This window comes from Pseudoalteromonas sp. SWXJ133 (genome assembly GCF_015864365.1).
Classification (GTDB): Bacteria; Pseudomonadota; Gammaproteobacteria; order Enterobacterales; family Alteromonadaceae; genus Pseudoalteromonas; species Pseudoalteromonas arctica.
Window position 1 is genome coordinate 88,636 of sequence record NZ_JADYXJ010000011.1, and the last position, 23,345, is coordinate 111,980.

The 23,345-nt window shown below is 39.2% G+C and carries 16 protein-coding genes; 6 read left to right on the forward strand and 10 right to left on the reverse strand.

Going from position 1 to position 23,345, the window contains the following annotated elements; translation table 11 throughout:
* Window positions 1-128 precede the first annotated feature (128 nt).
* Window positions 129-665, forward strand: a complete 537-nt coding sequence (locus tag I6F40_RS10515) for a hypothetical protein (RefSeq protein ID WP_197192904.1) — start codon at window positions 129-131, stop codon at window positions 663-665.
* A gap of 60 nt (window positions 666-725) precedes the next feature.
* On the opposite strand, the gene I6F40_RS10520 is transcribed toward I6F40_RS10515, so the two are convergent.
* From I6F40_RS10520 to I6F40_RS10535, 4 genes are all read right to left on the reverse strand, one after another.
* The gene (locus I6F40_RS10520) at window positions 726-2,141 is read right to left on the reverse strand and encodes an FAD-dependent oxidoreductase (RefSeq protein ID WP_197192905.1); all 1,416 of its coding nucleotides are present in this window, start codon (window positions 2,139-2,141) and stop codon (window positions 726-728) included.
* A gap of 9 nt (window positions 2,142-2,150) precedes the next feature.
* A complete protein-coding gene (gene gltB, locus I6F40_RS10525) occupies window positions 2,151-6,608 on the reverse strand; it encodes a glutamate synthase large subunit (protein WP_197192906.1) in 4,458 nt (1,485 codons plus the stop codon).
* Window positions 6,609-7,251: 643 nt separating this feature from the next.
* Window positions 7,252-8,046 carry a 2OG-Fe dioxygenase family protein gene (locus I6F40_RS10530; protein WP_166377667.1) on the reverse strand — a complete coding sequence of 265 codons (795 nt, stop codon included), beginning with the start codon at window positions 8,044-8,046 and terminating at the stop codon, window positions 7,252-7,254.
* Between the two features lie 687 nt (window positions 8,047-8,733).
* Window positions 8,734-9,072 (reverse strand): Grx4 family monothiol glutaredoxin, encoded by a 339-nt coding sequence (locus I6F40_RS10535; RefSeq protein WP_197192907.1) that lies wholly within the window; start codon window positions 9,070-9,072, stop codon window positions 8,734-8,736.
* A gap of 266 nt (window positions 9,073-9,338) precedes the next feature.
* Here I6F40_RS10535 and I6F40_RS10540 point away from each other — a divergent pair, with 266 nt between their 5' ends.
* From I6F40_RS10540 to I6F40_RS10555, 4 genes are all read left to right on the forward strand, one after another.
* Window positions 9,339-9,920, forward strand: coding sequence for a superoxide dismutase (locus I6F40_RS10540; RefSeq protein ID WP_024611616.1), 582 nt, complete (start codon window positions 9,339-9,341; stop codon window positions 9,918-9,920).
* Between the two features lie 210 nt (window positions 9,921-10,130).
* Window positions 10,131-12,053: a PrkA family serine protein kinase gene (locus tag I6F40_RS10545; RefSeq protein ID WP_197192908.1), complete on the forward strand. Its 1,923-nt coding sequence runs from the start codon at window positions 10,131-10,133 to the stop codon at window positions 12,051-12,053.
* Window positions 12,054-12,084: 31 nt separating this feature from the next.
* Window positions 12,085-13,368 (forward strand): YeaH/YhbH family protein, encoded by a 1,284-nt coding sequence (locus tag I6F40_RS10550; protein ID WP_197192909.1) that lies wholly within the window; start codon window positions 12,085-12,087, stop codon window positions 13,366-13,368.
* Between the two features lie 19 nt (window positions 13,369-13,387).
* Window positions 13,388-14,902: a SpoVR family protein gene (locus tag I6F40_RS10555; RefSeq protein WP_166377663.1), complete on the forward strand. Its 1,515-nt coding sequence runs from the start codon at window positions 13,388-13,390 to the stop codon at window positions 14,900-14,902.
* Between the two features lie 100 nt (window positions 14,903-15,002).
* On the opposite strand, the gene I6F40_RS10560 is transcribed toward I6F40_RS10555, so the two are convergent.
* The gene (locus I6F40_RS10560) at window positions 15,003-15,974 is read right to left on the reverse strand and encodes a sensor domain-containing diguanylate cyclase (protein WP_166377662.1); all 972 of its coding nucleotides are present in this window, start codon (window positions 15,972-15,974) and stop codon (window positions 15,003-15,005) included.
* 3 nt (window positions 15,975-15,977) lie between these two features.
* Entirely contained in the window at window positions 15,978-16,982 is a 1,005-nt protein-coding gene (locus I6F40_RS10565; protein WP_166377661.1) for a response regulator, read from the reverse strand.
* Between the two features lie 220 nt (window positions 16,983-17,202).
* Between I6F40_RS10565 and tpx the strand changes: the two genes are divergently transcribed.
* Window positions 17,203-17,784, forward strand: a complete 582-nt coding sequence (gene tpx, locus I6F40_RS10570; RefSeq protein ID WP_166377660.1) for a thiol peroxidase — start codon at window positions 17,203-17,205, stop codon at window positions 17,782-17,784.
* Between the two features lie 88 nt (window positions 17,785-17,872).
* Here tpx and adk read toward each other — a convergent pair whose 3' ends face one another.
* The 4 genes from adk to I6F40_RS10590 all read right to left on the reverse strand — a co-directional run bounded on the left by adk (window position 17,873) and on the right by I6F40_RS10590 (window position 23,343).
* Window positions 17,873-18,517, reverse strand: a complete 645-nt coding sequence (gene adk, locus I6F40_RS10575) for an adenylate kinase (RefSeq protein WP_010553395.1) — start codon at window positions 18,515-18,517, stop codon at window positions 17,873-17,875.
* 204 nt (window positions 18,518-18,721) lie between these two features.
* Window positions 18,722-20,635: a molecular chaperone HtpG gene (htpG, locus tag I6F40_RS10580; protein ID WP_166377659.1), complete on the reverse strand. Its 1,914-nt coding sequence runs from the start codon at window positions 20,633-20,635 to the stop codon at window positions 18,722-18,724.
* Window positions 20,636-21,224: 589 nt separating this feature from the next.
* Window positions 21,225-22,163, reverse strand: coding sequence for an N-acetylglucosamine kinase (locus I6F40_RS10585; RefSeq protein WP_166377658.1), 939 nt, complete (start codon window positions 22,161-22,163; stop codon window positions 21,225-21,227).
* Window positions 22,164-22,191: 28 nt separating this feature from the next.
* Window positions 22,192-23,343, reverse strand: a complete 1,152-nt coding sequence (locus tag I6F40_RS10590; protein ID WP_166110739.1) for an SIS domain-containing protein — start codon at window positions 23,341-23,343, stop codon at window positions 22,192-22,194.
* Window positions 23,344-23,345 lie beyond the last annotated feature (2 nt).

Here is a 23,345-nt window from a genome sequence, read left to right on the forward strand (position 1 = left end):
ATATTTTAGTCATTATTTACCTTTATCAGGGATGAACACGGTTATTGCAATGTAAGATTCCATGATGCTAATACGCTTTATTGAAAGTAATGAGGCCCAGGATAAAATAATAACGTTAAGGATTAAAAATGAATAAACTTGCTTTTCTTGTTCCTGCACTAGTAGTACTGAGTGGCTGTAAAAGTAATGATATAACTCGCGCAGTTAAAGATGGTATTAACGGAGCAGTAAATAGTGTGTCTAGCTCTAGCAACCAATCAATTAGTTCCTCAAATCAAAGTGCTTATACAGCGACGCAAACAAAAGTTTTAGCGTATAAAGCAACTAAAGAATCTAGAAACTTTGGTCAGATCTCGTTAGCAAGCACTGCTGAAAATCCAAAAAAGCAAACTAGAGTAGCTATAAATAGATGTTTACATCCTCGTGTAGGTGAAGTGAAATGTAAAGCTTATATGTATGAGATTAGCCCTCAAGGCTGGTTAATAGATGCCCAAAGCAACCGTATTTGGCTCGAAACAAGAACAACCCACTATGACAAGGTAGTTCCTTCTGGTAGTTACTATATGAAGGCAAGAACGGAAGGTGTTGCTAAAGAAAGCTATGCAACAGGTGATATTAATATAGTCCCATTTGTCACCAATTACGTTGACATTACATTCGAATAAAACAAATGAAAAAGCAAGCCACTTGGCTTGCTTTAAGTATCATTTTGCCAATACAAACAATTAAACTTTTAAGTAATCCATAATACCTTCTGCAGCGTTACGTCCTTCAAAAATAGCAGTTACCACTAAATCTGAACCACGTACAATGTCGCCACCAGCAAATATTTTAGGGTTAGTAGTTTGATGTGTAAACTCACCTTGTTCTGGTGCGTTAATACCGCCCCAGTTGTTTATTTCTACATCGTATTTTTCTAACCAATCCATTTTGTGAGGCTGGAAACCAAACGCCATAATAACTTGGTCTGCTTCAATAACATGCTCTGAACCAGGTACTTCTTCAGCACGGCTTCTGCCTTTTGCGTCAGGTTCACCTAATTTAGTTTTAACCATTTTAACGCCGGTCACTTTACCTTTATCGTTCAATACAATGCCTTTAGGCTGAACGTTATACGTAAATATCACGCCTTCTTCTTTCGCGTTTTTAACTTCACGTTTAGAGCCCGGCATGTTTTCTTTATCACGACGATAAGCACACGTTACTTTTGCAGCATTTTGTCGAATAGACGTACGCACACAGTCCATTGCCGTATCACCACCGCCAAGTACAACTACTTTTTGATTAGCCATATCAATACACGGTTGTTTTGTCTCGTCGTAGCCCATTACACGGTTCGTGTTACCAATCAAAAACGGCAATGCATCGTGAACACCCACTGCATCTTCATTTTCAAGACCTGCACGCATACTCTTATACGTACCAACCCCTAAAAACACAGCGTCGTAATCAGCTAAAATTTGATCAAGTGTAATATCAACACCTACTTCAACATTTAACTTAAATTCTACGCCCATTTCAGTGAAAATTTCACGGCGCTTTTGCATTACTGATTTTTCAAGTTTAAAAGAAGGAATACCAAATGTGAGTAGTCCACCTATTTCTGGGTGACGATCAAACACCACTGGTTTAACACCGTTGCGCACCAAAATATCAGCACACCCTAAACCTGCAGGGCCTGCACCAATAATGGCTACTTTTTTGTCAGTCCATGTTACATAAGACATATCAGGCTTCCAGCCCATTTTAAATGCCTCATCAGTAATGTATTTTTCAATATTACCAATTGTAACCGCACCAAACTCTTCATCGAGCGTACACGAGCCTTCACACAAGCGGTCTTGTGGGCAAACACGCCCACAAACCTCTGGTAAGCTATTTGTACGATGAGAAAGCTCAGCCGCCTCTATAATACGGCCCGTGCGTATTAACTTTAACCATTGTGGAATGTAGTTATGTACTGGACATTTCCACTCACAGTACGGGTTACCACAATCTAAACAGCGGTCAGCTTGTGAGTTAACCTGATTCTCTGAAAAGGGTTCGTAAATTTCTACGAAAGATTTTTTACGTGACGAGATTGGTTTTTTGCGTGGGTCTACACGCTGCACGTCTATAAATTGATATACATTTTCGCTCATACTGCCCCCTTATTGCGCCTGAACACGTAGTTCGGCACTACTGCGAGCGCGATGCCCGAGTAAACTTTTTACGTCACTTGATATTGGTTTTACTAATTTGAACATCGGTAAGTACAATTCAAAGTTAGCCAAAATACTTTCTGCTCTGCACGAACCCGTAAGCTCTAAATGCTCAGCAATTAAGCCGCGTAAATGTTCTTGATGCGACGTTAATTCGTCTAGTGTTACTATTTCGACAAGCTCTGGATTAATGCGTTTTTCAAAATCATTTCGCTCATCTAAAATATAAGCAAAACCACCTGTCATACCCGCACCAAAGTTAACGCCTACATTGCCCAGTACACATACAACGCCACCGGTCATGTATTCACAACAGTTGTCACCTACACCTTCAACAACCGCTTGCACACCTGAGTTACGAACTGCAAAGCGCTCGCCTGCACAACCTGCAGCAAACAGTTTGCCGCCTGTTGCACCGTATAAACATGTGTTGCCTGCAATTGTGGCTTTGTGACTTTCGAACGACGAGCCAAGTGGTGGACGAATAACTAGCTTACCGCCCGCCATGCCTTTACCTACGTAATCGTTTGCATCGCCAACCAGTGTCATTTCAAGGCCGCCGGCATTCCACACACCAAATGATTGACCCGCAGTACCGTGTAGCTCAATTGCTACAGGATCTGCCGCCATACCTTGGTTGCCATATTTATCAGCAATATAGCCAGAAAGCATTGCACCTACCGATCTGTCCGTATTACAAATACGACTTACTAGTGAAATACCGCTTGAAGCATCAATTGCGTCTTGCGCCTTAGCAAGTAGGCTCTCATTAAGTTTTCCTAAATAATGTGAGCTATTAGGCGCGCTACAATAAAGCGTTTCGCCAGTTGGGTTATTAGGCTGAGCAATTACTGAAGATAAATCAATTTTCTTCTGTTTTGCTGTTTTGCCTTCAATTGCTTCAAGCAAATCTAAACGACCGATTAAATCAGTTAAGTTTACAACACCTAAGCTAGCCATGATTTCACGTGCTTCTTGCGCTATAAACTTAAAGTAGTTCATCGCCATTTCTGGTAAGCCGTGGTAATGCTTTTGACGAAGTGTTTCGTCTTGTGTTGCAACACCGGTCGCACAGTTATTTAAATGGCAAATTCGTAAGTATTTACAACCAAGCGCAACCATTGGGCCGGTACCAAAGCCAAAACTTTCTGCACCTAAAATTGCCGCTTTAATTATATCTAAACCCGTTTTTAAGCCACCATCTGTTTGCAAGCGAATACGATGACGCAGTCCATTTTCAACAAGGGCTTGCTGCGTTTCAGCAAGTCCTAGCTCCCATGGGCTACCTGCATATTTAACTGAAGTAAGTGGGCTTGCGCCTGTACCGCCATCGTAGCCAGAAATAGTAATTAAATCGGCATACGCTTTAGCAACACCTGTCGCAATGGTTCCTACGCCTGGTTCTGAAACCAATTTTACAGAAATAAGTGCTTTAGGGTTTACTTGTTTTAAATCGAAAATTAGCTGCGCTAAATCTTCAATTGAGTAAATATCGTGATGTGGTGGTGGCGAAATTAACGTAACACCTGGAACAGAATAACGAAGCTTAGCAATATATGGAGTTACTTTTTCACCCGGTAATTGACCGCCTTCGCCTGGTTTTGCACCTTGCGCTACTTTAATTTGAATAACATCGGCACTACGTAAATAATGCGGCGTTACGCCAAATCGACCTGAAGCAACTTGCTTAATTCGCGAGTTTTTCTCGGTACCATAACGCAGCTTATCTTCACCGCCTTCACCAGAGTTTGAACAACCGCCTAAGCGGTTCATTGCAATTGCTAGCGCCTCATGCGCTTCTGGCGATAATGCACCAATACTCATTGCTGCTGAATCGAAACGCTTGTATAGGTTTTCTGCAGGCTCTACATCATCGATGCTAATGCCTTGCTCTGGAATTTTAAGCGCAAGCATGTCACGTAAAGTGGCAATAGGACGCGTATTAACAAGTTTTGCATATTCACTGTAATCACTGTATTCACCAGAACGAACTGCTTTTTGCAGGGTTTGGATTACATCAGGATTATAAGCATGATACTCGCCGCCATGTACGTACTTAAACAAGCCGCCGTGGCTTAATAATTTACGCTTACTTAGAGCGAGTTTGTGTAAGCTTTGCTGATCGTCATCAAAGTCGGTAAAGCATGCGCCCTGTATGCGACTTGCCACACCTTTAAAGCACATTTGTACAATAGCGTCAGATAAACCAACCGCTTCAAACAACATTGAGCAACGATATGACGCAACCGTACTTATGCCCATTTTAGACATGATTTTGTATAAGCCCTTGTTAATGGCTTTACGGTAAGCAAGAGTTACTTCGCAATACGACTTATTAATAATTTTGCTGTCGCTCATCGCAACTAACGATTCATACGCAAGGTATGGATAAATTGCCGTAGCACCAAAGCCTAATAACACAGCAAACTGGTGCGCATCACGCACGCTACCAGTTTCAATGATAATGTTTGATTCACAGCGAAGATTGTTATCAACTAATCGTTTTTGTACCGCACCTACAGCCATAGCTGCTGGAATCGGCAAATTTGCTTCATCAAAGTTACGGTCAGTTAAAATAAGCATGATACAACCAGCGGCTGCTTTTTCTTGTGCTTGGTCACAAATACGCGTTACCGCATTTTCTAAACCTTCTTCAACTGTGTAGGTAATATCAATTTTACAGTAGCTGTAATGCGCTTCATCAGCATTTAATAGCTGCTGCATGTCTGCGTACATTAAAATTGGCGTATCAAACTGTAGGCGCTTAGCGTGGCCTGTTGTTTCGTTAAATACATTTTGCTCGCTACCAATACATGTCGCAAGCGACATTACATGGTTTTCACGCAGTGGATCGATAGGTGGATTTGTTACTTGCGCAAATTTTTGGCGGAAGTAATCATACAACGACCGATGCCCTTCACTAAGCACAGCAAATGGTGTGTCATCACCCATTGAGCCGGTTGCTTCTTGGCCGTTTTCACCCATTACACGAATAACGCTATCAAGCTCTTCGTTGGTATAACCAAACATTTTTTGATATTTAACTAACGTTTCGTCATCAAATGAGCGATTACCGGCGTCTTGCTCAGTAAGTTCTTCAAATGGAACTAAACGCTTAACGTTTTCTTCAAGCCATGACTTGTAAGGGTGGCGAGATTTTAAATCTTGATCGATTTCATCTGAGTGCCAAATTTTGCCAAGCTTAGTATCAATAACTAATAATTCACCTGGACCAACACGGCCTTTTTCAACTACTTCATCGGCAGTGTAATCCCAAATACCCACTTCTGATGCAAGCGTAATAAAGCCATCTTGTGTAATTACATAACGCGCTGGGCGAAGTCCATTACGGTCAAGGTTACAAGCCGCAAAACGACCATCCGACATAACAATACCTGCCGGGCCATCCCATGGTTCCATATGCATAGAGTTAAAGTCGTAAAATGCACGTAAATCGTCGTCCATTGCACGGTTTTTCTGCCATGCAGGTGGTACGAGCATACGCATAGCGCGGAATAAATCCATGCCACCAGCTAAAAATAGTTCAAGCATATTATCTAGGCTTGATGAATCAGAACCGGTTTCGTTTACAAACGGCGCTGCGCTTTGTAAATCAGGAATAAGCGGTGACGCAAACTTGTATGAACGTGCGCGTGCCCACTGGCGATTACCTTCAATAGTATTAATTTCACCATTGTGTGCTAAATAGCGGAAAGGTTGAGCTAAAGGCCAACGCGGCTGAGTATTAGTAGAAAAGCGTTGATGGAAAACACAAATCGCACTCGTCATACGAATATCAGCTAAATCCAGGTAAAAATTTGGTAAATCTGCAGGCATCATTAAGCCTTTATAGATAGTTACCAAACCAGATAGACTTGCAATATAGAAAGCTTCGTCATCAACAATGCGCTTTTCAGCGCGGCGGCGTGCTACATATAAGCGACGCTCTAAGTCTTTAGAACGCCAACCTTCTGGCGCGCTAACAAAAATTTGTTCAAAACCTGGTAATTGCTGTACAGCAATAGGACCCAACATAGATGGGTCGGTTGGCACAACGCGCCAACCTAAAATATTTAACGTTTCTTTTTCTAATTCTTCGCTAAGTATTTGTTTTGCAGCCTGTGCTAAGACAGGGTCTGAATTTAAAAATATCATTCCCACTGCGTAGTTTTTGCCTAAGTGCCAGTTATGTTCACTAGCAATAGCACGGAAAAAGCTATCTGGTTTTTGTAATAATAAACCACAGCCATCACCTGTTTTACCATCGGCAGATATACCACCACGGTGCTGCATGCGATCCAGCCCTGTAATAGCAGTACGTATAAGCCTATGACTAGCCTGGCCATTAACTTGGGCAATTAAGCCAAAGCCACAATTTTCTTTTTCTAACTTTGAGTCGTATAACATAGACCCCTCCCCTTGCTGCACTGTTAGCGTGGATGAACTGCTCGACGATTTGCTAACAGACGGACAAAACTAGCCTCTATCTTAAATAGAGTCAATAGCACTTTGAATACATATTCACATTCTTGAATATTTCTCACTTCATAGCAAGATTTCTTTTTATCATTATTTTTAACATTTAGCGTTATTTTAACCACTATTTTTTCATGACACTGGTGTCAAGTTTAACATATTGTAAAAACAAGAGCCTTCATAGTGACAGCTTACGTAAACGTAAAGCAGGGCGTAAGTGAATAAGTATTCAATTACAGATAAGCTATTCAGTTAACATTTAGATAGTTTTATTCTCTTTTTGTAAATTTTAGGTTTAACCTCCCCCTATTTTGATGATGATGAGTATAGTTACTGTAATTTGCGGCATTTTTAATCTATTAATAATAAATTTTTATTTACTAAGTAAATTTAAAAAGTTCAGCTATAGCCCTAAATTCATATTAAAAATAAATTTCAATTATTTAACACACAAATCTAAGTTGAGATATTATTCACATGACCAATATGCTATTTAAATAGTGTATCCCTATTAATAGAAATACACTATTTAGAGATCGTTAGCTTAGCTTTACTAGCCAACTTTACTAACTTTTTAACTAACTTGATTAAGCACAACATCTGGGAAATATTGGCGTAATATCTTATTTTGGAAAGAGTCGTTGAAACGGCAATTTATAATAATAACAAACCGTTCAAAAGGGATATCATCTTTTAAAGGCTTTATAGATGATACATTATGAAAGACTTCATTATCTCTAATGTGCATTATTTCACCCGGTACTAAGGTTGTGTGGGTTATTTTACGCTGTCCAGCTTTATCCTCATAAAGCGTATTCTCCCCTCCAGTTACATTCTCTCTGCTTACCACCAGTATGCTTAAAAAATGACTACCATCTTGGTGAGTGCCTTGACCTTGAAGAGGATCAATCGACGTCGCCCCTTTTATACCATTTATCTGTATTAAAATTGGTTCTTTGGGATTAATACCCCAAAGCGCAGCCCATGCTTTTACAAATGATTGCACATCATTTCGCGCTAAAAAACCCCTATCTAAAGCCGGATAATACCGTAATTTGTCTGCCATTGTTTGTGCATCATTATAGCTTCCACCTTGCGCCATAGGGCAACCATCAAGGGTATTAATTTCGCCTGATTGATCCAAGTAAATCCACGACATCCTCTTCCACCGCGCGTCAACATAACTATCTCTCGGTAAGTCTTCTAGGTAACGTTGCCATTCAGCTAAGTTAATATGCTCATTGATATCTACTTTACTCCAACTTCTTTGCAAAATATCTTGGGTTACATGTTGTGGCCAGTATGAGTAATAGTTCGGTAGAGGTTGTACACTTGTTACTCTTACGTGTTCGTAATTAATGTTTTTCATTTTTTCCCACTTATATAGATGACAAGCAACATTGCTTATCTAAAGTTCACAGTGTTAACTTAAAATTAACGCTGTGAATTTTATTACATAAAAGGTACAAAAAATAAAAAACGACAGTAAAGCGGTAAGATCTGATGTTCTGCGTGGGTTAAAATTCATTCAATTAAAGCACTGTTTCGTTTGTCAAAATATTTATTCAAGCAGGTATAAGAAGTTGATAAAAAATAAGTTGTATATAGATAGTTATGCAAAGCATCATATACCGAAACCACCTAGAGATGCAGAGCGCAGCGTCTCACAGGGGCTTAATATCAAGGTGATCCTTTTAAGAAGCAAAACGCCGAAAGTAAGTGCCTGTGAAACGCCAAAGGGTTGGTGTTAAAACTTACACTTTGAGTGTGGTTTGGGTATAGATGAAATTGATACTAAGCGTGTTATTTTTGTAGTAATGAACTTTATTTACTAGGGTCTGTTGAACCTTGCGGATTAAATTTGTTCAATCAAGGGGCGATTTAATTGCGGCGTAAGACTTGTAACCAAGTGAGCTAAGTAAAGGTTTATAGTAAAAATATAGTGCTGGTAATACCTCATTTATAAAAACAAGCGTTTTTAAAAACAACAAAGCCACTTTAAAAGTGGCTTTGTGTTCAAAGAGCTTAATAACCTGAGTTCAGGTTGAGTAATAAATTACTCTGCGTCAGCTTCTTTATATTTAGCAGCAGTTTCTGTAATTAACGGCTGTAATTCACCGCGTTGAAACATTTCGATAATAATGTCACAACCACCAACTAATTCGCCATCTACCCAAAGTTGTGGGAATGTTGGCCAATTAGCATATGCTGGAAGCTCAGCACGAATCTCTGGATTAAGTAAAATATCAACGTATGCAAATGGTTCACCACATGACATTAACGCTTGCGATGCTTGTGAAGAAAAACCACAATTAGGTAATTTTGGTGACCCTTTCATGAAAAGGATTATTGGGTTTTCTGAAATTTGCTGTTTAATTTTATCAATGGTTTCCATCTACAACCTCAAAGTAACGATAGCTAAATATATTTAGGTCTTGAAAATAACTCATCGTGACCACAAATATATAACTTAATATGGGCAAATAAAGCCGCAATTGAAATAGTCTTTCGCAATAGCATTGCTGTTTGCTTAAACTTGAGTAAAATACTCAACAATTATAGTAACACTATATTACCGCTTGGTATAGGTAACTGGTCTGTTCCAACAGGCATTACGTATTACCAAATGGACTATCAACCAAAGAAGATGGAGATAAAAAAATGGCATTTGAACTACCGTCACTACCATATGCAATCGACGCACTTGAGCCACATATTTCAAAAGAAACACTAGAGTTTCACCATGGCAAACACCACAACACTTACGTGGTTAAGCTTAATGGTTTAATCCCTGGTACTGAGTTTGAAAACAAATCTCTAGAAGAGATCGTATGTTCATCAGAAGGCGGCGTATTTAACAACGCAGCACAAATCTGGAACCATACTTTTTACTGGAACAGCTTATCTCCAAACGGCGGCGGCGAGCCTACTGGCGCAGTTGCTGATGCAATCAACGCTAAATGGGGTTCTTTTGATGCGTTTAAAGCTGCATTAAATGACAAAGCAGTAAATAACTTTGGTTCAAGCTGGACGTGGTTAGTTAAGCTTGCTGATGGTTCACTAGACATCGTTAATACATCTAACGCTGCTACACCATTAACTGATGATGGCGTTACTCCAATCCTTACAGTGGATTTATGGGAACACGCTTACTACATTGATTACCGTAACGTTCGTCCAGATTACCTTAAAGGTTTTTGGTCGCTTGTTAACTGGGAATTCGCGAACGCTAACTTCGCTTAATTAGCCTTTAAACGCTAATGTAAAAAAGACGCTTAGGCGTCTTTTTTTGTTTCTTATTTATCACACCCAAGCGCCTTACCATTTAATAAAACACTTTTAGTAACATGATCTTTTTTCACTTAAATTTTTAATTTTATTGCACAAAAATACACATTCGTGACTAGACTTTAAAAGGTAAGCACCTTTTTACAGCGGGTTTCGGAGGTTATTATGACGATTTTTGAGCATTACCAAGCACGATACGAAGCGGCACAGGAAGAAGAATACAGTATCGCTGAATTTCTTGAGATTTGTAAAACCGATAAGTCTGCCTACGCCAGCGCACCAGAACGCCTACTCATGGCAATTGGCGAACCAAACATGGTAGATACCGCAACGGATGCACGACTAAGCCGGTTATTTTCTAATAGAGTAGTTGCGCGCTACCCTGCCTTTACTGATTTTTATGGTATGGAAGACGCCATTGAGCAAATAGTCTCTTATTTAAAACACGCCGCCCAAGGACTTGAAGAATGCAAACAAGTGCTTTATTTACTTGGACCTGTTGGTGGGGGTAAATCATCCATTGCCGAAAAACTAAAATATTTAATGCAACAAGTGCCTATTTATTCAATTAAAGGCTCTCCGGTAAACGACCATCCTCTTGCATTATTTGACCCAATAGAGGACGCCGACGTACTTAAGCAAGAATACGGTATTAAACCGAGCTACTTAAAAACCATTATGTCGCCTTGGGCTGGCAAACGCTTAAAAGAATTCAATGGTGATATTAGCCAGTTTAGAGTGGTTAAACGCTACCCTTCTATTTTAAACCAAATAGGCATTGCCAAAACCGAACCTGGAGATGAAAACAACCAAGATATTTCGGCGCTAGTGGGTAAAGTCGATATTCGCCAGCTTGAGCACTTTGCCCAAAACGATCCTGATGCATACGCCTACTCGGGCTCTTTATGTTTAGCTAACCAAGGGCTGATGGAATTTGTAGAAATGTTTAAAGCGCCTATTAAAGTGCTGCACCCTTTACTTACCGCAACCCAAGAAGGTAACTACAACGGCACAGAAGGCATTAGTGCCCTGCCCTTTAATGGCATGATCCTCGCTCACTCTAATGAATCTGAGTGGCAAACTTTTAAAAACAATAAAAACAACGAAGCATTTTTAGACCGTGTTTATATTGTAAAAGTACCTTACTGCTTACGTGTAACCGAAGAAATTAAAATTTACGACAAATTACTTGAGCACAGCGAGCTATACAACGCGCCATGCGCACCAGGTACACTTAAAACATTGGCGCAATTTACGACGCTATCACGTTTAAAAGATCCAGAAAATTCAAGTATCTATTCAAAAATGCGGGTATACGATGGCGAAACTCTAAAAGACACCGACCCTAAAGCAAAATCGTATCAAGAGTACCGTGATTACGCAGGTGTTGATGAAGGTATGACGGGACTTTCTACCCGCTTTGCGTTTAAGATTTTATCTCGCGTGTTTAATTTTGATACCACTGAGGTTGCCGCAAACCCAGTGCACTTGTTCTATGTACTTGAGCAACAAATAGAGCGCGAACAATTTTCAAGCGAAATAGAAGAGCGTTATTTAAGCTTTTTAAAAGGCTATTTAATTCCGCAATATGTTGAGTTTATAGGCAAAGAACTGCAAACCGCCTATTTAGAATCGTATTCAGAATACGGACAAAACATTTTTGACCGTTATGTTATTTATGCAGACTTTTGGATACAAGACCAAGAATATCGCGACCCTGATACAGGACAACTATTTGACCGTGAGGCACTTAATGCCGAACTTGAAAAAATAGAAAAGCCGGCGGGTATTTCTAACCCTAAAGATTTCCGAAATGAAATAGTAAACTTTGTATTGCGTGCCCGTGCGCACAACAACGGTAAAAACCCACTATGGACAAGCTACGAAAAACTACGCACGGTAATTGAGAAAAAAATGTTCTCTAATACCGAAGATTTACTCCCTGTTATTTCGTTTAATACTAAAACGTCTGCAGAGGATCAGCAAAAGCACGAAGACTTTGTGAACCGTATGGTCGAAAAAGGCTATACACAAAAACAAGTTCGCTTGCTTTCTGAGTGGTATTTACGGGTTAGAAAATCGCAATAACCTTCATAGTCGTAGTATATAGGAGGTCAATATGGCGCATTTTATAGATAGGCGTTTAAATGGTAAAAACAAAAGTACGCTTAATCGCCAGCGCTTTATTAGGCGCTATAAAAAGCAAATTAAAGAAGCAGTTTCAGATGCGATTAACAAACGCAGCGTTACAAATTCAAGCTCTGGTGAGAGTATTTCTATTCCACAACGCGATATCAGCGAACCTACGTTTCATCAAGGGCAAGGCGGGAATAGAGAACAAATTCACCCTGGTAACGATCAGTTTTCTACAGGTGATAAAATTGAGCGCCCTAAAGGCGGACAAGGCGGCGGTGCCGGTGAAGGTGATGCCAGCGATTCGGGCGAAGGACAAGATGAGTTTGTATTTTCAATATCAAAAGATGAATACCTTGATTTACTGTTTGAAGATTTAGAGCTCCCTAACTTACAAGAAAACCAGCTTGATAAGTTAGTGCAAATGAAAACCCATCGCGCAGGATTTTGTAGCGACGGCATGCCAAGCAATATTGATATTGTCCGCTCATTACAAGGCTCGCTTGCACGCCGTGTTGCCATGAGTGCAGGTAAAAAACGCCGTTTAAAAGAGCTCGAAGAACAACTTGCTCTGCTGCTTGCTGGTCCACATAACGATAAAGCGGCAATTGCTTTATTACAAAAAGAAATTGCAGCATTAAAAGTGCAAATTAAGTCGGTTCCGTTTATTGATAACTACGATTTGCGTTTTCGTAACTACGAAAAGCGCCCTCACCCCACCAGCAAAGCGGTGATGTTTTGTATTATGGATGTGTCAGGCTCAATGGATCAGCCAACAAAAGACATGGCAAAGCGTTTTTATATTTTGCTCTATCAATTTTTAACACGCAGCTATAAAGACATAGAAGTTGTTTATATTCGCCACCACACACAAGCAAAAGAAGTAGACGAACAAGAATTTTTTTATTCCCAAGAAACTGGCGGCACTATTGTTTCAAGTGCTCTTAAATTAATGAACGAAATAATAAAAGAGCGTTACCACGCAAACGAGTGGAATGTATACGCCGCACAAGCCTCTGATGGCGATAACTGGGCGGACGACACCCCGCAGTGTGGTGAAATTTTACGTAATAAGCTCTTAAGCGCAGTACGTTATTTTGCTTATATTGAAATAACCACTCGTGCTCATCAAAGCCTATGGCGCGAATATGAATCTATAACACACAGCCATAATAATTTCGCCATACAACATATTCAAAGCGTTGAAGATATTTACCCAATTTTTAGGGAGCTATTTAAAAAAGGTCGTCAACAGCAAAACTCTGCATAGCCTAAAGCGAGGTAGCATTATGAATGATAAACGATTGAGTGATGGTCCAGATTGGACCTTTGGTTTATTAAATGAATATCAAAGTGAAATTGCCCGTGTTGCAGCTCACTACAGGTTAGACACCTATCCTAATCAAATTGAAGTGATAACCGCAGAGCAAATGATGGATGCTTATTCAAGCGTTGGTATGCCTATTGGCTATAGTCATTGGTCTTACGGTAAAAAGTTCATTCAAACAGAGCAAAATTATAAGCGCGGACAAATGGGTCTCGCTTACGAAATAGTGATAAATTCAGACCCTTGTATTGCGTACTTAATGGAAGAAAATACCCTACCTATGCAAGCGCTTGTAATGGCGCATGCATGTTACGGACATAACTCATTTTTTAAAGGTAATTACTTATTTAAAACCTGGACCGATGCTGGCTCAATTATTGATTACTTGGTATTTGCTAAAAACTACATAAGCCGCTGTGAAGAGAAGCACGGTATTACACAAGTAGAAGCTCTACTCGACTCATGTCATGCATTAATGAATTACGGGGTCGATCGCTACAAACGTCCACAACAAATATCGCTATTTGAAGAGCAAAAACGCCAACAAGAGCGCGAAGACTACCTTCAATCGCAAGTAAACGAACTATGGCGAACTATTCCTGAGCAACAGCAAGAAACCAAAAAGAAAGTACGCCACTTTCCTTCTGAACCCCAAGAAAATATTTTGTATTTTATTGAAAAAAATGCCCCATTACTCGACTCTTGGCAACGTGAAGTGATACGTATTGTACGTAAAATTTCGCAATACTTTTATCCACAAAAACAAACTCAAGTAATGAACGAAGGTTGGGCAACTTTTTGGCATTACACCATCCTTAATCACTTATACGATGAGGGAAAACTTACCGACTCGTTTATGTTAGAGTTTTTACAAAGCCATACCAACGTAGTTTATCAGCCACCTTATAACAGTAAGTATTATTCAGGCATTAACCCATATGCTTTAGGCTTTAATATGATGGTTGATATTCGCAGAATATGTGAGCACCCAACTGAAGAAGATAAACGCTGGTTTCCTGAATATGCAGGCAGTAATTGGCTAGATACACTGCATTTTGCAATGGAAAACTTTAAAGATGAGAGTTTTATTAGCCAGTTTTTATCGCCTAAGTTAATTCGTGATTTTAAATTATTTACTATTATTGATCATACTAATAATCCCCATTTAGAAATTGGCGCAATACATAACGACAACGGCTATAAAGCAGTAAGAGAAGCACTCTCAGCGCAGTACAACTTGAGTAATCATGAGCCCAACATTCAAGTATATGACGTTGATATTAGAGGTGACCGTTCACTAACCCTACGCTATGTACCTCATAACAATATTCCTTTAGCAAACTCGCACGAGGAAGTGCTTAAGCATCTTTACAGATTATGGGGCTTTAAAGTAAAACTAGAGCAAGAGTCAAATTCTGGTGAGGTTTCAATGATTGGTCAATGCCCAATAGATGACTCTCGACACACAACACAATAATGAAGAGCAATAAAATTTTCATACTGATTGGGTTTGCTCAGCAGGTTATAAAAAAACACCCTATTATTTAACCCTAAATTCTGGATATAAAAAATGACGCTTAAGCGTCATTTTTTATATCTTCGTAGGCTATTACTTTATTTCGCCCTGTATTTTTAGATTGGTACAGTGCTTTATCTGCAGCCTCTATCCAGCGCTCATGATTTTTAAATTCATGGCTAAAACAAGCCAAGCCAATACTTACAGTCATCTCAACCTTTATATTTTTGTAAATTACAGGATTTGATTCGATCAATTGTCTTAAGCGCTCAGCAAATATAACTGAACCTGCTTTATCTGTATCCAATAATGTTACTACAAATTCTTCACCACCGTAGCGCCCCGCTATGTCTGTTTCCCGTAGTGCTGAGCGTAATAATTTAGCAAGATGGCGTAAAGCCTCATCACCACAGCTATGTCCATATTTGTCATTAACTTTTTTAAAGTGATCAATGTCGAACATTAATAAAGCGCTACAGCCTTCGCTGCGTTTTGTACGTAAGTATTCTTGCTTTAGCAGAGCTTCCCAATGACCTCGATTTGCTAACTGCGTTAAATTATCGATTTGGCTCATTCTCTCAAGCTCTTTATTCAAATCCTCTAATTCTTTCTTATTTACTGCAATATCAGTTACATCATACAGAATAATACAAATATGACTCACCTCAGCCCTTATATTAGTCAATGGAATAAATGTCGCATTTTGGTACATATATTCAGCTTTGCCTGTAATTGGACGGTAATTTTTAAAGCGAAATATATAAGGCTGCTGCTCCCAAATAGTAAATGAGCGATTTTTTAACACAAAAACCGATTCAGATTTACTTCTAAACCATTTTTCGTCTATTGCTGGAAATAAATCAAATAGGTCTTTATCTTTTACTGCGCTTGGTAGAAGCCCTGAATGGTTTTCCATAAAACCATTCCATACACACACCTTATAATCTCTATCGAGCACTACAAGGCCTACATCAACAGTATTAAACATATCCATAAGCCAATGGATCTCATTCATTTCTAAATCTGCAGCCATAACTTAATCTTCTAATAGGTAAGCAACTTTGTATTTCAAAGTTTTAAGTGAATCTTCAGTAAATAACAGCATGAGGTCGCAATTTATATCATGGTTTTCAATACCGTAACTAATCTCTATAGCAAGCGTGCGCTGCCAATGCGACTTGTTGGCTTTGACTAATTCGGAGACCTCTCTGTGCTGACCAAGTACTATTGGGTGCCCTTGGCTAAATGACATATCGAGCTGTTTTGAAAGGCCAGTTAAAATAGCGCCTATCAAAATATTACTAATATCCATAAGCAGCTCAAGTTCAACTTTATCGTTTAACTCGCCGTCATAATTCATCAACGAAGCTATTTCTTTGAAACTTGAATCATTTAAGAGTAATAACGCTTCGCCCGATACGCCTCCACCTATAAACCCTTGGCAAACACCGGAGGTAGAAACATTATTGTCAATAGAACGTAGCGCCATATCTAGCTCACTAACTTCTAATATATTAACGTTAGGAATAGGGAGTTTTACAAACACATTGAGAAGACGAGCAAGTAAATCCCCAGCTTGTCCCATGGCAATATTAGTTAATTCTTGGTATATATCACGGACATCGGGATCAATTTGCTCGCCTAATGAGTTAGAAAGTCGCTCACGAATAGCTTTGTCTTTTATTCCATGGTGTTCAATTATGCTGGCTAGTTTTTCGGGGGAACATGGTTTTTGAATGAAATCGATAGCACCAAGTTCAAGCACTCTTTGATGTGCACTTGGTTGTATATCACCAGAAACCACAACCGTGAGTATATTAAGCCCAAGTTCTTTTATGGCGATTAATACTTCATAGCCGTCCATTTCAGGCATATTCAAATCGAGAAACAGTATCTCTGGTTCAGTTGATTTTATTTGTTTTATGCAATCAACGCCGTCAATTGCAAATTCAATTTCGATATCCCAATCTTCAGGTAATGAGCGAGCTAGCTGCCGCCTCGCTAATTTTGAATCATCACATATTAATACCGATGTTGGCATATTATCTCTCTATTTATAAACCCGTCATAAGTATTTAATGATCTTAAAGGTTTTTATTATTCAAGATTTTTTGTAACTTCATGTTAATCAAAGGTTATCTCAGTTACAATATTCATATCCCAGAACTGATTCCTACTCCATTAGGACCATAATCGCTTGGTTACTATTGTGCAGTATAATACACTGAGGCCCATTGCGTTAATTTAAAAGGAAATACCTTATGTTACGTTCACTTGCCTTTGCTTTAAGTGCGTTTTGCGCCGTGGCTATAGCAGCCGACTATCCAGAAAACACGCTAGACGCAGGAAAAGTATCCGCACAAGGCAAAACAGTTACTTTATTAGGTCAAGGTATCTCATTAGGAGATAGTGCGCCAAATTTCAAAGTAGTTGATGACAACTTCATCCCGGTAACGCTTGAGGATTACAAAGGCCAAGCTGTATTGATAAGTGTAGTGCCAAGTCTTGATACAGGTATTTGCAGCCTGCAAACTAAGCATTTTAATGAAAAAGTAGCCTCGCAATTTCCAAGTGTTGTAATGCTAACAATTAGTGCTGATTTACCATTTGCTCAAAAGCGTTTTTGCAAAGCTGAAAATATCGATAAAATCACTACGTTATCAGATTCTGTTTGGCGCGATTTTGGCCAAAAATACGGATTGATTATTAAAGATATGGGCTTATTAACGCGAACTGTATTTATTTTAGATGAAAGCCATAACGTCATTTATAAACAATTAGTTAGTAGCCTTTCAACTGAACCAGAATACAACAGCGTAATTAAGAAACTTAAAACGCTTTAAAGCCGATTAAATAGCACTGATTAAGCAATGCTACATAGCCTCAAAACAAAAAACCGCCAATTGGCGGTTTTTTAATGTGCTTTTATAATTAACCTAAAAGCTCACCAAGTTGTGAACTTACAGCTTCAACAGCTTGTGTACCATCTAGTTTGTGGTATTGAGTATTACCAGCAGCAGCTTCTGCTTGGTAGTAATCAACTAATGGCATAGTTTGCTCGTGATAAATACCTAAACGTTTACGTACTGTTTCTTCAGTATCATCAGCGCGAACAATTAAGTCTTCCCCAGTTTCGTTGTCTTTACCTTCCACTTTTGGTGGATTATATACAATATGGTAAACACGACCAGAACCTGGATGAACGCGACGTCCGCCCATACGTTCAACAATCACTTCGTCAGCCACGTCAAATTCAATAACGTGATCAACCACTACGCCATTTTCTTTCATCGCATCAGCTTGAGGAATTGTGCGTGGGAAGCCATCAAGTAAAAAACCTTTCTCACAATCAGCTTTAGTAATACGCTCTTTTACTAAACCAATAATAATATCGTCAGAAATTAGTTGACCAGCATCCATTACTTTTTTTGCTTCTAAGCCTAATGGCGTGCCCTCTTTAATTGCTGCACGTAACATGTCGCCAGTAGAAATTTGTGGAATACCGTATTTGTCCATTAAAAACTGAGCTTGAGTACCTTTACCTGCACCCGGCGCGCCCAAAAGAATAATGCGCATATTATTGTCCTCTAGTATGGATAATTATTTTAAAGCCTGAATTCTTCCACAAGCGCCGCCGATACTCAAGCAACTTATACTAATTGATGAGTTGCAGGTGTATTTACAGCGCATTAAAAAAGGGAACACACGTTCCCTTTTATTTAAAGTATATAGTTTATACTTTCTTGTCCAAATTCAGGACTAAGTTAAGTAGCTAATTGACTATTTGCTTAGTTCAAGCATAAGCTTGTTTAAGCGAGTCACAAATCCTGTTGGATCTTTAAGTGTACCGCGCTCTGCAAGTAATGCTTGGTCTAGTAAAACATGTGACCACTGTGAAAACTTATCTTCATCTTGTTCGTCATTCAAATGCTTAACAAGTTGATGCTCTGGGTTTAGCTCAAACACAGGTTTCGCTTCAGGGGCTGCTTGACCAACAGATTCCATTAGCTTTTGCATTTGTGAGCTCATGTCGTTGTCGTCGCTTACAACACATGCTGGAGAGTCTGTTAAGCGGTGCGTAAAGCGTACTTCTTTAACGTCATCACCTAGTGCTGTTTTAATACGTTCAACAAGCCCAGCCATCTCTTTTTCAGACTCTTCTTGCGCTTTTTTAGTCTCTTCGTCGTCCAGCTTACCTAAATCTAAATCACCACGTGTAATTGACTGCAGTTGCTTATCAGCAAATTCAGTTAAGTGGCTCATCATCCACTCATCAACACGGTCACTTAACAATAATACTTCAATACCTTTTTTGCGGAAAATCTCTAAATGTGGTGAGTTTTTCGCAGAGGTAAATGTATCAGCAACAACGTAGTAAATTTTGTCTTGGCCTTCGTTCATACGCTCAACATATTGCTCAAGCGACACATCTTGCGTTTCTGAATCAGTATGAGTAGAAGAAAAGCGTAATAACTTACAAACAGCTTCTTTGTTTGCTGCATCTTCAGCTGGGCCTTCTTTCATTACTTGACCAAACTCGTTCCAAAATACTTGGTAATCGTCAGCTTTGTTTTTAGCCATACGCTCAAGCATTTTAATAATGCGCGATGTACACCCTTTACGAATAGCTTGCGTTACTTTGTTATCTTGTAGAATTTCGCGAGATACGTTTAACGGTAAATCGTTTGAATCTAATAAACCTTTTACAAAGCGAAGGTAGCTTGGCATAAACTGCTCAGCATCATCCATTACAAATACACGTTGTACGTAAAGTTTTAAACCACTTTGACGTTCACGGTTCCATAAATCGAAAGGTGCTTTTTTAGGGATGTATAAAAGGCTAGTGTATTCAGTTTTACCTTCAACCTTATTATGTGCCCAGCTAAGTGGATCTTCCCAATCGTGGCTTACGTGCTTGTAAAACTCTTTGTATTCGTCATCAGAAAGCTCTGACTTATCACGTGTCCACAATGCAGTTGCGCGGTTAATGCTTTCCCACTCACCGGGTACTGCAGCGATTTTTTCGCCATCTTCGCCTTCAGACTCTGGTACTTCTGCTTTAAACATTTGTACTGGTGTTGAAATATGGTCTGAGTATTTAGTAACAATGCCACGTAAGCGGTAATCGTCAGAAAATTCTTTTTCTTCATCACGAAGATGTAGAATGATGTCGGTACCACGGCCTTCTTTTTCAATTTCTTGAAGCGTGTATTCACCTTCACCTTGAGATTCCCACTCGTAAGCCGTTGTTTCGCCTGCTTTACGTGTACGAACAGTCACTAAATCGGCAACAATAAATGCTGAGTAAAAACCAACACCGAATTGACCAATTAGCTGTGAATCTTTACTTTGATCACCCGTTAAATTTTTGAAAAAATCAGCAGTACCTGACTTTGCAATAGTACCTAATGAGCTAATTACTTCATCGCGCGTCATACCAATACCATTATCAGAAATAGTAATGGTATTTGCTTCTTTATCTGCGCTAATACGTACACGTAAATCGGCATCACCTTGGTAAAGGTCGCCTTGAGATAGCGCTAAAAAGCGTAACTTGTCTGCTGCGTCTGATGCATTTGACACAAGCTCGCGTAAAAATATTTCTTTATTAGAATAAAGAGAATGAATCATTAAGTTTAATAATTGTTTTACTTCTGTTTGAAAGCCTAATGTTTCTTTTTGTGCTGCAGTCATTTATATATCTCCAATTTGCAAAGTGTCTGCGTTATGCACTTAATATGGGGTGAGGTGTTAGAACTTCAAGGGAAAACAAATATTTTTTTGATAAGAAAAAGTAAAAAGAAGCTATTTAATTTATTGCTCACCCAGGTGTTTATTACAGGAGAATCATAATTTGACATAGGAAACAGCCCTTTCGTTATTCTTATAGCCTGCATCCGTGTAGGCTATAAAAGCAAATTACCTTAGGGTGTGTTGTTCTTTGTGAATTGGAATTTGTTCAATCAAGGGGCGATTTGATCACGGCGCGAGGTTTGTAATCTGGCGGGCTCGATAACTGCTCCAGCGTTATTCTATTGACTTACATCCATATAAGAATAAATAAAAATTGAGCAAAGCTTCCGCGTCCTGCTCACGCCGCTTACCTGCACCCTTTGAGTCCTAAAAGAACCCAAAGGGCTGTGCATGCATTGCCTTTATACCGCGTTATCGTCTATTTATGGGGAACAACCACACATCATAGGCTCTGCCTTGCTTAAATACCAAGCACACCGCTGTAAATTCAGCCACCAAAGATCAACACGCCCCAATCATTATTTCATTTTTATTTTATATTTTTTAAATTAGCTAAGCGCTTAGCGTATAAAGCAGCACCAACAACGGGGCTATGAAGTGGCTCATAAAGTTTATAGTTGCTCGAAAAACGCTTTAATGCATTAATAAAAGGAAACAGCACTAATGCCCCAGCATTAAACACACCGCCAGAATAAGATACCTTAACCTCTTCATCTTCAGCGAACGGTAATACTTTACGAACCCCTTCAACTATTTCAGCTAATTCGTTAGCCGCATCATCTAAAATGGCTATGGCGTATTTGTCGCCCTCTGAAGCAGCCTTACAAACTAAAGTAGAAATAGAAGCCACTTTACTTCTATCCCCATTCCAATCACAAAGCACTAATCCTGTAATATCTAGGTCACTTTCAATATAAAACGTCGTTTTTAATAAAAAGTATAGCGGCCCTTTGGCTAAGCGCCCATCACTCATTTTTGTAAATACTTGCAGTCCTTTACAGCCAATCCAATAAGCAGAGCCTTCATCACTAAAAAGCTCCCCCCAACCACCACAGCGAGCATTTTGATTCTTACTCACGCCATAAGCGATTGAACCAGTCCCTGAAACAATGTTAATACCGTCAGCACCATTAAATGCAGCAGCCCAACCATTGACCATATCATTATCACAATGATACTTATCAGAGCGCATAAAGTGTGACGGCAAAGCATTAATTTCATCAATTAACTTACTGTCTTCGCCATATGCGGGTAACCCAAAAAAAGCAAAAGTAATATCATCTACTGAACCGTTCACTTGCTCAAGCAGTGCTTTAACACCCGACTCTAAAACCGATTGTGCGCCATCTAAGCCAACTTCAACATAGTAACAAGTTCCAGATTCATGGCTTGCTACTACATTATGTGCGTGATCAAGTAATGTAAACGCCGTTTTTGTTCCACCGCCATCAACACCTAAATAATACATATTGTTTCTCCTGTTCAATTATCTTTGCTTATAAAGCATAGATATTTACACCTTGCACAACACGGTTTATTGTTCCAGATGAGCTAGGGTTATCGGGTGTATTATTGATCGCTAAGGCATGCTCAAAACCATACATTTGCACGCAAACAATATAAGGGAAAAGCAAAAATATATCTTCTGCATTTTCCATTCCTGATAAAGACAAACATTCAAAACCAGTGTGTTCTTCACTTGCTTTAGCATCAACGACAATAATCTCACCTACTTCTGAGTCACCGGTTAGCTCAGTGAGTAAATCTAAATCATATTTACGCGTTAACGGGTGATTTGAAATAAATAATATAACGAGCGTTTTATCATTCACAATTGCTTTTGGTCCATGCCTGAATCCTAACGGAGAATCAAAGCTCGACACTGCTACACCGTCGGTAAGCTCAAGTAATTTTAATGCACCTTCTCGAGCAAGCCCTTTAAATATCCCACTTCCAAGATAAATAACGCGTTCGTACTTTTTATTTGCAACTGTTTTTATTATTTGGTCATAGCGCGTTATTAACGACTCTGTAGCGGCCATGCTTTTTTCAAATTGTAATTTGAAATTTTCTACCGGACAAAATACATACAATGCAGATAACATCATCGAGCTAAAGCTCGACGTCATTGCAAAGCTTATGTCGTTTGTTTCTGGAGGCATTAATAAAGCAAATTTATTAGTACCAGAGCAACGCTTATACAACTCGCCCTCTTCGTTACATGTAATTGCTAACTGGTAACACTCTTTAACTAATGAATCAGCATAGTCAACAGATGCAACACTTTCTGGGCTATTTCCTGAGCGAGCAAACGACACTAAAAGAGTCGGTATATCCGATTGAAAATAATCATGTGGATTTGATACTAAATCAGTTGTAGCTATCGCCTCTACTCGTTTACCTAACTTAGCACAAACCGCAGGGGCAATACTCTCGCCAACAAAAGCAGATGTGCCTGCGCCTGTAAAAATAATACGTAAATTAGGCTTTGCTAAAATAGGTTTCAAAAATGCATCAATACTAGGCTGAACTTGTATTAAATTAGACAGCACTTTATCCCAACACGCTGGCTGTTGTTGAATCTCTTTTGCCGTCCAATACGCGTCTTTCTCTTTTAATAAATCTTGAGAATAGTTTAAGTAAGTCATAG

Excerpts from the sequence above, each read along its gene's own strand:
- I6F40_RS10540 (WP_024611616.1), top strand. The coding sequence starts at position 9,339 with ATGGCATTTGAACTACCGTCACTACCATATGCAATCGACGCACTTGAG.
- tpx (WP_166377660.1), top strand. The coding sequence starts at position 17,203 with ATGTTACGTTCACTTGCCTTTGCTTTAAGTGCGTTTTGCGCCGTGGCT.
- I6F40_RS10545 (WP_197192908.1), top strand. The coding sequence starts at position 10,131 with ATGACGATTTTTGAGCATTACCAAGCACGATACGAAGCGGCACAGGAA.
- I6F40_RS10590 (WP_166110739.1), bottom strand. The coding sequence starts at position 23,343 with ATGACTTACTTAAACTATTCTCAAGATTTATTAAAAGAGAAAGACGCG.
- I6F40_RS10515 (WP_197192904.1), top strand. The coding sequence starts at position 129 with ATGAATAAACTTGCTTTTCTTGTTCCTGCACTAGTAGTACTGAGTGGC.
- I6F40_RS10550 (WP_197192909.1), top strand. The coding sequence starts at position 12,085 with ATGGCGCATTTTATAGATAGGCGTTTAAATGGTAAAAACAAAAGTACG.
- adk (WP_010553395.1), bottom strand. The coding sequence starts at position 18,517 with ATGCGCATTATTCTTTTGGGCGCGCCGGGTGCAGGTAAAGGTACTCAA.
- I6F40_RS10530 (WP_166377667.1), bottom strand. The coding sequence starts at position 8,046 with ATGAAAAACATTAATTACGAACACGTAAGAGTAACAAGTGTACAACCT.
- I6F40_RS10535 (WP_197192907.1), bottom strand. The coding sequence starts at position 9,072 with ATGGAAACCATTGATAAAATTAAACAGCAAATTTCAGAAAACCCAATA.
- I6F40_RS10555 (WP_166377663.1), top strand. The coding sequence starts at position 13,388 with ATGAATGATAAACGATTGAGTGATGGTCCAGATTGGACCTTTGGTTTA.
- htpG (WP_166377659.1), bottom strand. The coding sequence starts at position 20,635 with ATGACTGCAGCACAAAAAGAAACATTAGGCTTTCAAACAGAAGTAAAA.
- I6F40_RS10565 (WP_166377661.1), bottom strand. The coding sequence starts at position 16,982 with ATGCCAACATCGGTATTAATATGTGATGATTCAAAATTAGCGAGGCGG.
- gltB (WP_197192906.1), bottom strand. The coding sequence starts at position 6,608 with ATGTTATACGACTCAAAGTTAGAAAAAGAAAATTGTGGCTTTGGCTTA.
- I6F40_RS10520 (WP_197192905.1), bottom strand. The coding sequence starts at position 2,141 with ATGAGCGAAAATGTATATCAATTTATAGACGTGCAGCGTGTAGACCCA.
- I6F40_RS10560 (WP_166377662.1), bottom strand. The coding sequence starts at position 15,974 with ATGGCTGCAGATTTAGAAATGAATGAGATCCATTGGCTTATGGATATG.
- I6F40_RS10585 (WP_166377658.1), bottom strand. The coding sequence starts at position 22,163 with ATGTATTATTTAGGTGTTGATGGCGGTGGAACAAAAACGGCGTTTACA.